The following is a 14,882-nucleotide window of genomic DNA, read 5'->3' on the forward strand; positions in this document are numbered from 1 at the left end:
AGTCAAGTCGGCCTTCTCGCATCTTCCGAAGTAGGCTTTATGCCGTGCAACGCTGGCGCGGGCAAGACGAAATCCCGTCCGATTGGGGTCGGTGCGTTCTGACGATCGGCGTATTCGATGGTGTACACCGAGGTCACGCCGAGCTGATCGGGCGTGCGGTGAAGGCGGCGCGCGAGCTCAATCTCAAGAGCGTCCTGATGACCTTCGATCCCCACCCGATGGAAGTGGTGTTCCCGGGAACCCATCCGGCCCAGCTCACAACCCTGACCCGGCGCGCCGAACTGGCCGAGGAACTGGGTGTCGATGTCTTCCTGGTGGTGCCGTTCACCCCTGAATTCATGAAGCTCTCGCCCGAGCGATACGTGCACGAGCTGCTGGTCGAGCGTCTGCACGTGGCCGAGGTGGTGGTCGGGGAGAACTTCACCTTCGGCAAGAAGGCCGCCGGGAATGTCCACATGCTCAAGAAGGCGGGCGAGCGATTCGGCTTCAAGGTCGACGCTGTCTCTCTTGTCACCGAGCATGCGGTCACGTTCTCCTCGACGTACATCAGATCCTGCGTCGATGCCGGAGACATGGTGGCGGCCACCGAAGCATTGGGCCGTCCACACCGCGTCGAGGGCGTCGTGGTCCGAGGTGACGGTCGTGGGCGGGAACTGGGCTTCCCGACGGCCAACGTGGCGCCGCCGATGTTCGCCGCCATTCCCGCCGACGGGGTGTATGCGGCCTGGTTCACGCTGCTCGGGCATGGTCCCACCATGGGAACCGTCGTGCCGGGTGAGCGCTATCAGGCGGCCGTCTCGGTGGGCAGCAACCCCACGTTCTCCGGCAAGGCGCGCACCGTCGAGGCGTTCATCATGGACACCGCAGCGGATCTCTATGGCCAGCATGTCGCCGTGGATTTCGTGGCGCGGGTCCGCAGCATGGAGAAGTTCGATTCGGTCGACGCACTCGTGGACGAGATGGGGCGCGATGCCCAGAAAGCTCGCACGATTTTGGCGCGAGGCTAGCCCGCCGGTACACTCCAACACCGGTGTGAGCTGCAGTTCGCGGTGGCCCGCCAGAAACATTCGACGCGAACCCCAGTGATGGAGAAGCTTGCCGTGGCATTGACTACCGAGCAGAAGAAAGAAATCCTCACCCAGTACGGGCTGCACGAGACCGACACCGGTTCTCCCGAGGCCCAGGTCGCGATGCTGACCAAGCGCATCGTCGATCTGACTGAGCACCTCAAGACTCATAAGCACGATCACCACAGCCGTCGTGGTCTGCTGCTGCTGGTCGGCCGTCGCCGCCGGCTGCTCAAGTACATCGCCAAGGTCGATGTCGCGCGTTACCGCTCGCTGATCGAGCGCCTGGGTCTGCGCCGCTGACTTTGTCTTCTCCTCGGCTGGGTCGTTCTGGAATCCGAGGCGCGGTTTCTGTCGCTCTTGTCGTTGCCGGTGCGGTCGTGTTGTCGGCGTGTTCGATGGCATCGGCCACCGATGGCCTGGCCGTTGGTGACTGCGTCAATCTCAGCGGCACCGATCAGCACGCCAAGCTGGTCAAGGAACCGTGCGGTAGTCCTCAGTCCAATTTCAAGGTCTTCGCGAAGGCGGCGACCGATGCGGACTGTCCACGCGACGCCGACTCCTCCTACTACGCCAAGCGCGGATTCGGTCGCAAGAGTCAGGCTCTGTGCCTGGACATCGACTGGGTGGTCGGCAGCTGCATGAGCGTCCCCGACAAATGGGACGGTGACCCGGTGCGGGTCGACTGCAACGACGTCAACGCTCAGAACAAGAAACGCGTCACCCAAGTCCTGCAGGAAGTCTCGACCGCCGACGAATGCATCACCGGGCTCGGCTATCCGTATGTCGATCGCAACTTCACCGTATGCGTGGAGGAACTGCCCTGATCAAGGTGCATGGCCGCAAACGCCGCAGGTGATAGGGTGTCTGGGTTGTCATGCTGGTCCCGCCGGGTAACGGGCGGTCTTCGGTAGTGGCTGCCGGGTTCGACGCTTGTACTCATCGATTCCCCGGCGGCTTCGATCGAACGGCCGTGGCCGATCACCTTCCGGGTCCACTTCGCGCTGGTACGTCCGCGCGCTGACCGCGTGATGGCACGCATGCCCAATGCAGCCACGTGCTGCTCACTTAGAATGTATGAGAGGTATTCCAGAACTTATGTCTGTTACAGAAATTGAAGAAGGCGTTTTCGAGTCCACCGCGACCATCGACAACGGGACCTTCGGCACCCGCACCATCCGGTTCGAGACCGGGCGACTGGCCCAGCAGGCCGCCGGCTCTGTCGTCGCCTACCTGGATGACGAGACCATGCTGCTGTCGGCCACGACCGCCAGCAAGAGCCCCAAGGATCATTTCGATTTCTTCCCGCTGACCATTGACGTCGAGGAGCGGATGTATGCCGCGGGCCGGATTCCCGGATCCTTCTTCCGCCGTGAGGGACGTCCCTCCACCGACGCCATCCTGACCTGTCGTCTCATCGACCGGCCGCTGCGCCCGACCTTCGTCAGCGGGCTGCGCAACGAAATCCAGGTCGTGGTGACGGTGCTGAGCCTGAACCCCGCCGACCTGTACGACGTGCTGGCCATCAACGCCGCGTCGGCGTCCACGCAGATCGCCGGGCTGCCCTTCACCGGCCCCGTCGGCGGTGTCCGGGTGGCCCTGATCGAGGGCCAGTGGGTCGCGTTCCCGACGATCGAGCAGCTGGAGACGGCCGTGTTCGACATGGTCGTCGCCGGCCGCAAGACCGCCGACGATGTGGCCATCATGATGGTCGAGGCCGAGGCCACCGACAACGTCATCGCGCTTGTAGAAGGCGGCGCCGGCGCTCCCACGGAAGCCGTCGTCGCCGAAGGCCTTGAGGCCGCCAAGCCGTTCATCGCCGCGCTGTGCACCGCGCAGCAGGAGCTGGCCGAGAAGGCCGCCAAGCCCGTCGGCGAGTACCCCTTGTTCCCCGACTACCAGGACGACGCATTCGCCGCCGTCGCTGCCGTGGCCACCGAGCCGCTGTCGCAGGCGCTGTCCATCGCGGGCAAGGCCGAGCGCGACGAGAAGACCGATGAAATCAAGGTCGAGGTTCTGGGTCGTCTGCAGGAGGGCTTCGATGGCCGCGAGAAGGAGATCGGCGCGGCATTCCGTTCGCTCACCAAGAAGCTGGTGCGCCAGCGCATCCTGAAGGACCAGTTCCGTATCGACGGCCGCGGTGTCACCGACATCCGCGCACTGTCGGCCGAGGTCGCTGTGATCCCGCGGGCACACGGCAGCGCGCTCTTCGAGCGTGGCGAGACTCAGATCATGGGCGTCACCACCCTCGACATGGTCAAGATGGCGCAGCAGATCGACTCGCTGGGGCCGGAGACCTCGAAGCGCTACATGCACCACTACAACTTCCCGCCGTTCTCGACCGGTGAGACCGGTCGCGTCGGCTCGCCCAAGCGTCGCGAGATCGGTCACGGCGCTCTGGCCGAGCGTGCGCTCATGCCGGTGCTGCCGAGCGTCGAGGAGTTCCCGTACGCCATCCGTCAGGTCTCCGAAGCGTTGGGCTCCAACGGATCCACCTCGATGGGTTCGGTCTGTGCCTCGACACTGTCGCTGCTGAACGCCGGTGTGCCGCTGAAGGCTCCCGTCGCCGGTATCGCCATGGGCCTGGTGTCCGATGACATCGAACTGGCCGACGGCACCACCGAGCGTCGCTTCGTTGCGCTCACCGACATCCTGGGCGCCGAAGATGCCTTCGGTGACATGGACTTCAAGGTCGCCGGCACCAAGGACTTCGTCACGGCGCTGCAGCTCGACACCAAGCTCGACGGCATCCCGTCGCAGGTGCTGGCCGCGGCCCTGTCGCAGGCCAAGGACGCCCGCGCCACCATCCTCGAGGTGATGGCAGAAGCCATCGACGCGCCCGACGAGATGAGCCCGTACGCGCCGCGCATCACGACCATCAAGGTGCCGGTCGACAAGATCGGTGAGGTGATCGGGCCCAAGGGCAAGATGATCAACTCGATCACCGAGGAGACCGGCGCCAGCATCTCCATCGAGGATGACGGCACCGTCTTCGTGGGTGCCTCCAACGGTGAGGCGGCGCAGGCCGCGATCGACAAGATCAACGCCATTGCCAACCCGCAGCTGCCCAAGATCGGTGAGCGTTTCCTCGGAACCGTGGTCAAGACAACTGATTTCGGTGCGTTCGTGTCGCTGCTTCCGGGCCGCGACGGACTGGTGCACATCAGCAAGCTCGGCAAGGGCAAGCGGATCGCCAAGGTCGAGGACGTGGTCAAGGTCGGCGACAAGATTCAGGTCGAGATCGCCGACATCGACAACCGCGGCAAGATCTCGCTGGTCCCCGTCGGCGACGACGAGGCCGCGGATGCTTCCGCCGACAGTAACGGCGCGGCCGAGGCCAAGCCGGCAGATGCCGTCGCGGAGTAGCGTTCCGAGCGCCGTACGTCGCACGGTCCTTCCAGGTGGTCTCCGAGTAGTCACCGAGGCTATGCCCTCGGTGCGCTCGGCGTCCGTCGGCGTGTGGGTCGACGTCGGCTCGCGCGATGAGGGGCGCAGTGTCGCCGGTGCGGCACACTTCCTCGAACACCTGCTGTTCAAGTCGACGCCCACGCGGTCGGCGGCCGATATCGCACAGTCGATTGACGCGGTCGGCGGTGAGCTGAACGCATTCACCGCACGCGAGCAGACCTGCTACTACGCACACGTGCTGGACTCCGATCTGGAGCTGGCGATCGACCTGGTGGCCGATGTGGTGCTGCGCGGACGATGCGCCCGTGAGGATGTCGAGGTCGAGCGCGATGTCGTGCTCGAAGAAATCGCGATGCGTGACGACGACCCCGAGGACCTGTTGGGGGAGGCATTCCTCGGGGCTCTGTTCGGAGATCATCCGATAGGCCGCAGTGTGCTCGGCAGCTCGGAATCCATATCGACGATGACGCGGTCCCAGCTGCATTCGTTTCACGTCCGCCGGTATCGGCCCGAGCGCATGGTGTTGGCCGTGGCCGGGAACATCGAGCACGATCGCGTAGTGCGCTTGGCGCGCAAGTACTTCAAGTCGCATCTGGATTCTTCGGTGAAGACGGTGGCGCCCCGTAAGGGGAGCGGTCGAGTCACCGCGACACCGGGGCTGGAGTTGGTGTCGCGGGACGGCGAGCAGGTACACCTGTCGCTGGGCGTGCGTACCCCCGGACGTGGCTGGCAGTACCGCTGGGCGTTGTCGGTGCTCAACAGTGCGTTGGGTGGCGGGCTCAGTTCCCGCCTGTTCCAAGAGATTCGCGAGCAGCGTGGACTGGTGTACGCGGTCTATTCGACGGTGGACACCTTCTCCGATACCGGAGCGTTGTCGGTGTACGCGGGCTGCTCACCGGAGCGTTTCGACGAGGTGGCCAAGGTGACCTCGCAAGTACTGGGGTCGGTCGTCGAGGGCGGATTCACCGCGGCGGAGATCGAACGGGCCAAGGGTGCGCTCTCTGGCGGACTTGTTCTAGGGCTTGAGGATTCGGCGTCTCGTATGAACAGAATGGGTCGCAGCGAACTGAACAACGGTAAGCACCGCACGATTTCGGCGACCCTGGACAAGATCGAGGCGGTGACGGTCGACGAAGTCAATGGCATCGCCCGGCAGTTGCTCAGCGGTCGAGCCGGTGCGGCCGTAGTCGGTCCGTACCGGTCCAAGCGGACGCTGCCGCGCGCACTGCGAACGATGATCGAATCCCCGAGCTAGGTGCGCGTCGGCAAGATATTCTCTTACTGATGGCCGCCAACGCGATCCAGCGCGTCAGAGAACTGGCGGCTGGCAGATACACCGGGATCGCGACCGCGATAATTCTGTTGTCGTGGTTGGGTTTCGCGTTCCTCCCGCAGCACGCCACCGCCCACGAGCGAGCGCCCATGGCCGAGCATATGCACGGCATGAATCACGCGAACATGGCGCCGATGGCCACGCCGGTGGTGCATCAGCCCGCGTTGTGGATCGCCATCGTCTCCTGGATTGTCATGACCATCGCGATGATGGGACCGGCCACACTTCCCGCGGTCCGGTACGTCGAGCAGAACGTGCCACGGGACCGCGGGCGTGCGCTGATTCTCTATGCGGCGGTCTGGCTCGCAATGTGGACGGTAGTTGGGCTGATCATCACCCTGGCGCTCCCTGCCGCCGGCAACGTCAGCCGGTGGTGGTTGTTCGCGGGCGTGCTCCTGCTGACGGCGATGTGGCAGCTCACTCCGATGAAGTGCCGGGCGCTCGGTGAATGCCACCGCTCGCTACCGCTGCCCCCGGATGGCTGGCCGGCGGCCAAGGGCCTCATGCGATTCGGAGCAATCAGCGGGTGGGCGTGCATCCGCTCCTGCTGGGCGATGATGCTGACGATGGCCGTCGCGCCCTCGGCGCACCTGGCGTGGATGGTGGGATTGACCGCCGCGGTCACCTGGGAGCGATTCACCCGGTATCCGCGCCGAACGGCATGGCTTCTCGCGGGCCTGTTCGTCGTCGCGGCTGCTGCGGTCGGGGTTTTCGCCATCCAATAGGGTTCGGGCATGGACATCAACGGCAGCGTCGCCATCGTCACGGGAGCCGGTTCGGGAATTGGACAGGCTCTCGCCTGGGGTCTGGCGGATGACGGAGCCCGGGTCGTGGCCGCGGACATCGATGCCGATGCTGTGGCGGCCACTGCCGCGGCGCGGGCGGGCCGCATCATCGGACAGCGTGCCGATGCCAGCTCGAGCACCGATATCGAGGCCCTCATCGCCTTGGCGGAGAAGGAATTTGGCCCCGTCGATCTCTACGCGGCCAACGCGGGCATTGGCTGTGGGCTGGGACTGGATATCGGCGAGGCCGCTTGGGACCTCGCCTTCGATGTGAATCTGCGCGCACATATCCGGGCGGCAACCTTGCTGACGCCGAAATGGGTGGAGCGCGGGCGCGGCTATTTTGTGTCGGTCGCTTCTGCTGCCGGGCTGCTCACCCAGCTCGGTTCGCCGGCCTATTCGGTGACCAAGCACGCGGCCGTCGGTTTTGCCGAATGGCTGTCGATCACATATGGCGACAAGGGGATCGGGGTGAGCTGTCTATGCCCGATGGGGGTGAAGACCCCCTTGCTTGACGGTCTCACGCAATCCGATGATCCCGCGACCAAGGTGGCCGGTAGCTCGATCACGGCCGCCGGGGCGGTACTGCAACCCGAGGCCGTCGCGAGGATCACGCTGGATGCGATACGTGCCGAGACCTTCCTGGTGCTACCGCACCCGCAGGTGCTCGACATGTACCGGCAGAAGGGCGCCGATTACGACCGGTGGATTGCCGGTATGCGTCGCTACCAGGGCGTACTCGAAGAGCAGGTCAAGTCCTCGTAGCCGGTGCGCCCACATGAATGTGTGACACAAATCACACATTCACGATTTGTGTGACTAACTCAGCTCTTGTCGTATCGCACCCTCGACCTGCTAGCGTTGACGTAAGTTAGCGATTCGTCAACGAAGATGAGGGTGGTAACCGCGCACATGGCAGTCGATAACCCTGTTGACGTAGTGGTCATCGGAGCCGGCATGGCCGGACTCGGGATGGCGGCTCGATTGCGCCAGGCCCGGGCGGAAAGCCTGCTGGTTCTTGAGCAGGCGTCCGAGGTGGGCGGCTACTGGAGGCGCAACACCTTCGCTTCCGTTGCCGGCGATGAGTTGGCGGTGCAGCAGTCGTATGCGTTTTCGCCCAACACATCCGCTCGTTCGGTGTGGGCCACCCGTGACAATGTCCTGTCCTATCACCGTGACCTCATCGCGCGGCATAACCTCGAGCCGGTGCTGCGACTGCGGCATCGGGTGACGGCGCTTGCGTACGAACCCGCGAAGGCCACCTGGCGGATCACGGTGGCGGGTAAGAAATCGATCTTCGCGCGACGCGTCATCGTGGCGGTTGGCGCTGGAACATCGCCGGTGCCACCACAACTCGACGGTATCGAGCAGTTCGAGGGCCCCGTGCTCAGCACGGCGGACTGGGACCCGGACTTCGATTTCACCGGCCGTAATGTGGCGGTGATCGCGGCGGGCGCCAGCACCGTGCATGTGGTGCCCGAACTGGTCAAGAAGGCGGCACGGGTGCGGGTGTTTCAGCGCACTCCGGACTGGGTGCTGCCACGCTGGGGCGGAGAATCGTCGAGCACGGCCGGGCGGCTGCTTTCGCGTGCATCGGGATCCATTGCGGGACGGGTGGCCGGCCGTTCGCATGAGGCGCTGCGCCGTGGTTTGGTGTGGCGGGGAGTGGGCACCCGGTTCGTCGAGGCGGTGGCCGAGAATAACCTCAACCGTAATGTGAAGGATCCTTGGTTACGTCGCAACCTGCTTCCGGCCTATCGTGCGGGCAGCCGCCGGATTCTGTTCTCCGATGAGTTCTATTCGGCTCTGCAGCAAGACAATTGCAAGCTCGTTCCGTGGCCCGTCACCGGAGTGAGCGCCATTGGAGTGCGATCGGCCGATGCCATGACTCACAAGGCCGACTGTCTGGTCTTCGCGCTCGATACTCCCGAGGTGCTGATCGAAGCGCCGTTCTCCATCAAGGGGGTGGACGGCTCCACGCTGGACGAGCAATGGGGTTCCCAGCCGAAGGCCTTCCGCGGCGTGAACGTGCCCGGGTTCCCCAATCTGTTTCTGCTCACCGGTCCGGGTTCCGGCTCCAACGCGCTGGCGGGCCTGTCGCATATCGAGGCGCAAATCGATTATGTGACAGCGTCACTGGCTCTGGTTGATTCGTTGGCTTTCGTCTCCATCGAGGTGCGCCGCGAGCCCCTGGAGCGTGAGCAGGCGCGCGCGATACGGCGATTCGATCGAACCACCTGGCGCGATGGTGCGTTCCGCTGGTACAAGCCAACTGAGACCGTCGGTAGTGAGCTTTTCCCTGGTACGACAAGCGAATTCCGGCGTGCGCTGGCCGATCTGGATGCCGCCGACTACAAGATTCTTACCCAGCAGGAACTCATTTCCGCCAATTCGACGAAGTTAGGGGTAGCCCAATGACCGCAGTGCTCCCGGACGAGCTGACCAGAGAGAACACCAAGGACATCTCGAAGAACGACGAGTTCTTTGAGAATGTCCTGGTCAAGATCAAGGCCAGGCAGTGGACTCTGGCGGACTTCGACTGGGACAAGCCTGGGGCCGAGACCATCAACCCGGAGCAGTTCGACGACCTCAAGCAGTTCATGTCGGATCTGGTGTGGATCGAGCACATCGGTGGCCGGATGATGGGCACGCTGGGTATTACCGCGCCCAGCGACACGTTGCGGGAGATCTACAGCTACTTTCATGCCGAGGAGCAGCGGCACGCCAATGCCGAGATCGCGCTGATGCGCCGGTGGGGCATGCTCGAGGAGGGCGAAGTTCCGCCGCAGTCCGGCGATATCAAGGCCCTGTTGCAGGCGCTGCGCGGGTTCGACAACCTCGGTGACCGCCGACTGCCATTCGTCTACATGGCCACTGTCATCCCGTTCTTCGAGGTCGGGCTCGACGGCGCCGTCCTGAAATTCTTGTCCGGCGAGGTCGAGGATCCGCTGTTCCATGAGGTGTTCGCCAAGATCAACTCCGACGAATCACGGCATTTGGCAATTGGTTTCGCGGTGATGGACATGCTGGGCACCCGCAAGTTCTCCCGGATGCTGGTGGAGGATGTGGCGCCGCTACTCAAGCCGGTGACGATCGTGCGTGCGGTTGGCTTGGCCAATCCTCACGTCATCCGCTTCGCGGGCTTTCTGACCCGCGTGGGTGACGCGATGCGAAACATGGGTATCGACACGATTCTGATTCAGCGTGCGTTCGATCGCTATGCCGAATCAGGCGGTCGTAAGAGCAGCAATGCCAGCCGGTTGCCTGTCTTCCGGGTGCTGCGTTACCCCATCGTCAACAGCACCTACTTCACCGACTTCGATCATCCTCTGCATAAGGTGGGGCGTGCGGTGAACAAGTTCAACGACAAAGTGCCGTACCGCAAGAAGATCAAGACACCGACGTGGACCAACGACCTCACCGCGGAGACCGCGGTGTAGGACGGACCCGACCGGCAGAGGAGGGGTTCTGAAGGACCAGATGAATCTGAAGTCCTTTGTTCCGGTCTTGTTCGTCCGCGACGTCTCTGCGAGTGCGGAGTACTTCGGAACGGCACTCGGATTCGCCGTCGACTTCCTGCACGGGACGCCGCCGTTCTATGGCGGTGTGTCGCGAGACCAGGTGTGCCTGCACCTACGTTTTGTTCGCCGACCGAACTTCGCCGAGCTTGCGGCCTCGGAAAACTCCTTGATCCTGGGTGGGATCGAAGTGCCAGACGTCTGGCCGCTCTTCGACGAATTCAGCAGCCGTGGTGCGCTGGTCGTCCAGGCCCCGGCCAAACAACCCTGGGGTGGAACGGATTTTCATGTTCGTGACCTGGACGGCAACGTTATCTCGTTTGTCAGCTACGAATAGGGCGAGCTGCGCTAGGCGAGGACCTCTGCGGGATCGGTGAAGGGCAGCTCGAGATCCTCGGCGACGTGGGCGTTGAGCAGGGCACCCTCGTGTGTCGAGAGCCCCTTGGCCAGTGCGGCATCCTGTCGGCAGGCCTGCTGCCAGCCCTTGTCCGCCAACGCCAAGACGTACGGCATGGTGGCGTTGGTCAAGGCGAAGGTGGATGTGCGGGGTACGGCGCCGGGCATGTTCGCCACGCAGTAGAACACGCTGTCATGCACGGAGTAGGTCGGCTCGTCGTGGGTGGTGGGCCGCGAGTCGGCGAAGCAACCGCCCTGGTCGATGGCGATGTCGACGAGTACCGAGCCGGGCTTCATCTGGGCTACAAGTGAATTCGACACGAGCTTGGGCGCCTTGGCGCCGGGGATGAGCACCGCGCCGATCACGAGGTCGGCCCGCTTGACGGCCCCCTCGAGGTCCATGGTGGACGAGTAGCGGGTCCGGATTGTGCCACCGAATTCGGCATCCAGCTCGCGCAGCTTGTTGAGGTTGACATCGAAAACCGTGACATGGGCGCCCATTCCGGCGGCAATCCGCGCGGCGTTGTACCCAGCGACACCTCCACCGATGACGACCACATCGGCGGGGCCGACGCCCGGAACGCCTCCCATCACCACGCCGCGGCCGCCCACCGGGGTCATCAGGTGGTAGGCACCGACCTGTGCGGAGAGCCGCCCCGCCACCTCACTCATCGGGGCCAACAGGGGGAGTGCGCCGTCGGCGGTCTGCACGGTCTCGTAGGCGATCGACGTGGTTTCCGACTTCAGCAGCGCCTCGGTGCAGGGCAGGGATGCGGCCAGGTGCAGGTAGGTGAAGAGAGTCTGGCCGCGACGCATCAGGGCGTACTCGGGCTCGATCGGTTCCTTGACCTTGAGGAGCAGATCGGCTTCGGCCCAGACCTGTTCGGCACCGTTGATAACCTGCGCGCCCGCGGCTTTGAAGTCCACATCGGATATCGAAGAGCCCTCACCCGCGCCGGCCTGGATGATCACCTCGTGGCCACGGCGGGTCAGCTCGGCCACACCGGCAGGGGTGGTGGCTACGCGGTACTCGTTGTTCTTGATCTCGGTAGGGATACCTACACGCATGATGCTTCTCCTGTTTCGGAACTAAGTCTCGTGTTCAAGTGTGAAGAAGCGTCGGGAAAGACGCAATAATTATGTGGAAGATTCGGTACATTCCATCAATGACCGCGAAATCACCGGAATCTCGGTACGACATGCCAACCGCGCCGAATGATGTTCGGCGCGTGGATCTTGATGACGTCGACCGCCGCATTCTGAGGGAACTGCATGACGACGCACGTATACCCAACAGTGCGCTTGCCGAGGCCGTGGGGATCGCGGCGTCGACGTGTCACGGGCGGGTCCGGCGCCTGCAGGAAACCGGGGTGATCCGTGGATTCTTCACCGATGTCGACCCGGCCGCCGTCGGACGGCCTCTGCAAGCGATGATTTCGGTCAGTCTGCAGGCCAACGCGCGCGGAAAGATCCGTACCTTCATCCGGGACATACGTCAGCTGCCACAGGTCATCGACGTGTACTTCCTGGCGGGCGCCGACGACTACATCCTGCACGTGGCGGCCCGCGACACCGAGGACCTCAGGTCCTTCGTGGTTGAGAAACTCAACGCACAGCCCGATGTCGCGGGCACGCAGACGTCATTGATCTTCGAGCACCTACGTGGGGGAGCCCCTTTGTAGGCGTCGCCGCTCAGCTGGTTGCCGGCGCAGGGTCCTCCACGATGTCGTTCGTGTTGCCGTCCTGGCCCACGATCCCGTTCTCGTCCACCTCGTAGACGTGCGCTTCGGCGATGTTGAAGAACGTGCCGACCACGCGAACCCGTCCGGACACCACGGCCCCGGCCAGAATCGGGTGGTGGATAAGGCGTTCCACCTGGATCGCCACATTCACGACACCGAGCTGGTCGACTTCGTTGAACCCGTGTGCCTCCGCGCTGGCGCGCGCGGGGTGGTGTTCTTGGAAGGCGATGAGGCTGTCGCGGGCATAGTCGAGCCAGCGTCCCACCGGAGTGGTCGGCGCATCGGTCGACTCGGACAGCAGTGCCTTCATCGCGCCACATGAGGAATGTCCGCACACCACAACCGAACTCACATTGAGTTGGTTGATAGCGAAGTCCAGCGATGCGTCTACCGAGCCATCGGCGGGATCGGTGGGCACCACATTTCCGACATTGCGGATCGTGAACAGGTCGCCCGGTCCACTGGCCGTAATGACATTGGGCAGGATGCGCGAATCACCGCAGGTGAGGAACAGTGCATCGGGATCCTGGTAGTCGGCCAGTTCCGATACGTGCGGTCGCAGCGCACCCGAGCCGCGGCTGTTGTACTCGTTGATGCCATCGATGATCGATGCGCCCACGCCGTCGTTGTCGCTGCGTCGCCACGACCGCCACGGCACCAGACCGACAGCGCGCGAAACGAAATGCCGCTGCGGCCGGGTGGTGTGGGCGTGGTGCAACTTGGCGTGGGAAGACTCCACGATCATGACGGTGCCGCCGGCAGCCTCATGGGCACGCTTCCAGTCGGAGATGGCCTCCGAGATTGCGTGGTCGACGTAGTCGGCGTTGATCGCGAGCGTGACGTGCGCGCCGGGGGGAACCGTGCTGAGCGTCTTGGTCAGTCGGGGCAGCGACAAGAAGCTCAGGGTGCCGTCGAGCTCGACATGCCACTGTCGCGATCCCTCGGTGCCGAACGGACGTGCGTCCATGTGTGCCCGCATGACCCGGCCCACCAGGATGCCGATGGCCACGACGAGTCCGATGCCCACGCCTTCGAGCAGGTTGAGGAACACGACGGACACGATGGTCACCGCGTAGACCGCCAGATCGCCTGTGCGCCAGGCCAGTTTCATGTGGGCCAACTTGACCAACTGGACGCCGATGATGATCAGCAGACCGGCCAGAGCGGCCTTCGGAATGAGCTGCACCACGCTGCTGAACAGCGAGGCGAACAGCAGTACCCATACGCCGTGCAGGATGGATGAGGCGCGAGTCTTGGCGCCCGCGGCCACGTTGGTCGAGCTGCGCACGATCACACCGGTGACAGGCAGTCCGCCCAGGAAGCCCGAGGCCACGTTGGCGCTGCCCTGGCCGATCATCTCGCGATCGAAGTTGGTGCGCGGACCGGTGTGCAGTTTGTCGACGGCGACCGCGGACAACAGCGACTCGACACTGGCGATCAAGGCGATGGTCAGCACGCCCAAAAGCACTCCGGCCCAGTCTCCGTCGGCCGGACCGATCAGCGTCGGGAAGCTGATCGCGTCAAAGAAGTCGCCCGACAGGGAGATCCGCTCGGCCGGAGAGTTGGTCAGGACCGCGAAGGCGGTCGCGGCCACGATCGCCACCAGGGCGCCGGGGATCATCCGAACCTTGGGCGGCAGCTTGGGCCAGAGCAACAGGATCGCAATGACCATGACGCCGATGATCACATCGGGGAGATGGTGATTGATGATCCCCTGGGGCAGCGCCTTCAGGTTCTGCCACGCGGAGCTGCGCGATGAGCCGCCCATGAGAACGTGGACCTGTTGCAAAGCGATGGTCACACCGATGCCGGCGAGCATGGCGTGCACCACGACCGGCGCGATGGCCAGGGCGGCGCGGGCGATCCGGCTCAGCCCGAACAGGATCTGCAGCAAGCCCGCACCAATGGTGATCAGGCAGGTCATCTGCCAGCCGAACTTGTTGATGATCTCGGCCACCACCACGGTCAGGCCGGCGGCCGGACCGCTGACCTGCAGTGGTGATCCGCCAATGGCACCGGCGACAATGCCACCGACCACGGCAGCGATCAGACCCGCCATCAGCGGGGCACCGGAGGCGATCGCAATGCCCAGAGAAAGTGGCAGCGCGACGAGGAAAACGACGAGGGAGGCGGGGAGGTCGTGCCGCAGATTCTGCAGTAACGACGGCTTCGAAGCCTGCTCGGTGACGGAAGTCGTCATGACAGTAAGCCCTATCGGGAAGAGGGGTCGCTGCAGCTGCGGCTAGATGCGCGTGCGCGACAGAGTGGATAGATGGGTGGGTGAGACGCGTATGGCGGCTTCTTTGCCGTCACGGCGACTGCTCAGCGTCGATCTATTCCAATGGTGATAAGGCGTTGTCGTCCCAAATTGTCGGGTGCGCGTGAGAACACGAAGCCTCGCGACACCAAGAGCGCCAGCAGAGTGGCGCCCAACAGTGCTGTCATCACGAACGCGGCCGGAACGGGTATCGAGCCAGGTTGCTGGCGGATCCGTGTAGCGGTCGCGCTGACAGGACTCTTGACGTGCTCGTGGACTTCCTCGGGCAGCAGGTTCGATGCTGGCGAAGTTCCGATGATGGCTGCTCGCCATCCGAACATCTGCCCGTGTGTGGCAGGGCCAAGGAAGCACAGGG

General features: G+C 64.0%; 14 protein-coding genes. 11 read left to right on the forward strand and 3 right to left on the reverse strand.

From position 1 onward, the window contains the following. Nucleotides 1-44 precede the first annotated feature (44 nt). From AOT83_RS15635 to AOT83_RS15680, 10 genes are all read left to right on the forward strand, one after another. Nucleotides 45-1,007, forward strand: a complete 963-nt coding sequence (locus AOT83_RS15635; protein ID WP_030093923.1) for a bifunctional riboflavin kinase/FAD synthetase — start codon at nt 45-47, stop codon at nt 1,005-1,007. A 93-nt stretch (nt 1,008-1,100) separates the two neighbouring features. Continuing rightward, complete coding sequence (rpsO, locus tag AOT83_RS15640; RefSeq protein ID WP_030093922.1) at nt 1,101-1,370, forward strand: 30S ribosomal protein S15; 270 nt, start codon at nt 1,101-1,103, stop codon at nt 1,368-1,370. Nucleotides 1,371-1,465: 95 nt separating this feature from the next. Continuing rightward, nucleotides 1,466-1,894 (forward strand): hypothetical protein, encoded by a 429-nt coding sequence (locus AOT83_RS15645; protein ID WP_070921541.1) that lies wholly within the window; start codon nt 1,466-1,468, stop codon nt 1,892-1,894. Between the two features lie 271 nt (nt 1,895-2,165). Beyond that, nucleotides 2,166-4,433, forward strand: a complete 2,268-nt coding sequence (locus tag AOT83_RS15650; protein WP_030093920.1) for a polyribonucleotide nucleotidyltransferase — start codon at nt 2,166-2,168, stop codon at nt 4,431-4,433. Continuing rightward, entirely contained in the window at nt 4,417-5,730 is a 1,314-nt protein-coding gene (locus AOT83_RS15655) for a pitrilysin family protein (RefSeq protein ID WP_044103979.1), read from the forward strand. Before AOT83_RS15650 ends, AOT83_RS15655 begins: the two co-directional genes overlap by 17 nt. Before the next feature lie 29 nt (nt 5,731-5,759). Continuing rightward, on the forward strand, nt 5,760-6,533 hold the full coding sequence (locus tag AOT83_RS15660) for a DUF2182 domain-containing protein (RefSeq protein ID WP_078285394.1): 774 nt from the start codon (nt 5,760-5,762) through the stop codon (nt 6,531-6,533). 9 nt (nt 6,534-6,542) lie between these two features. After that, on the forward strand, nt 6,543-7,358 hold the full coding sequence (locus AOT83_RS15665) for an SDR family oxidoreductase (RefSeq protein WP_057966142.1): 816 nt from the start codon (nt 6,543-6,545) through the stop codon (nt 7,356-7,358). Between the two features lie 132 nt (nt 7,359-7,490). Then, nucleotides 7,491-9,011, forward strand: a complete 1,521-nt coding sequence (locus tag AOT83_RS15670; RefSeq protein WP_057966200.1) for an NAD(P)/FAD-dependent oxidoreductase — start codon at nt 7,491-7,493, stop codon at nt 9,009-9,011. Then, nucleotides 9,008-10,033: a hypothetical protein gene (locus AOT83_RS15675; RefSeq protein WP_030093915.1), complete on the forward strand. Its 1,026-nt coding sequence runs from the start codon at nt 9,008-9,010 to the stop codon at nt 10,031-10,033. Before AOT83_RS15670 ends, AOT83_RS15675 begins: the two co-directional genes overlap by 4 nt. A gap of 40 nt (nt 10,034-10,073) precedes the next feature. Continuing rightward, nucleotides 10,074-10,448 (forward strand): VOC family protein, encoded by a 375-nt coding sequence (locus AOT83_RS15680; RefSeq protein WP_057966141.1) that lies wholly within the window; start codon nt 10,074-10,076, stop codon nt 10,446-10,448. Nucleotides 10,449-10,459: 11 nt separating this feature from the next. Here the strand turns inward: AOT83_RS15680 and ald are convergent, their stop codons facing one another. Then, nucleotides 10,460-11,575, reverse strand: coding sequence for an alanine dehydrogenase (ald, locus tag AOT83_RS15685; RefSeq protein WP_030093913.1), 1,116 nt, complete (start codon nt 11,573-11,575; stop codon nt 10,460-10,462). A 98-nt stretch (nt 11,576-11,673) separates the two neighbouring features. Here ald and AOT83_RS15690 point away from each other — a divergent pair, with 98 nt between their 5' ends. Continuing rightward, nucleotides 11,674-12,189 (forward strand): Lrp/AsnC family transcriptional regulator, encoded by a 516-nt coding sequence (locus AOT83_RS15690; RefSeq protein ID WP_046254118.1) that lies wholly within the window; start codon nt 11,674-11,676, stop codon nt 12,187-12,189. A gap of 10 nt (nt 12,190-12,199) precedes the next feature. Here the strand turns inward: AOT83_RS15690 and AOT83_RS15695 are convergent, their stop codons facing one another. Both AOT83_RS15695 and AOT83_RS15700 read right to left on the reverse strand, forming a co-directional pair. Then, nucleotides 12,200-14,449, reverse strand: coding sequence for a SulP family inorganic anion transporter (locus tag AOT83_RS15695; protein ID WP_030093911.1), 2,250 nt, complete (start codon nt 14,447-14,449; stop codon nt 12,200-12,202). Between the two features lie 122 nt (nt 14,450-14,571). Continuing rightward, a complete protein-coding gene (locus AOT83_RS15700; RefSeq protein WP_044104072.1) occupies nt 14,572-14,847 on the reverse strand; it encodes a hypothetical protein in 276 nt (91 codons plus the stop codon). Nucleotides 14,848-14,882: the final 35 nt, after the last annotated feature.

The sequence above is a fragment of the Mycobacteroides sp. H001 genome (assembly GCF_001440005.1).
Classification (GTDB): domain Bacteria; phylum Actinomycetota; class Actinomycetes; order Mycobacteriales; family Mycobacteriaceae; genus Mycobacterium; species Mycobacterium gwanakae.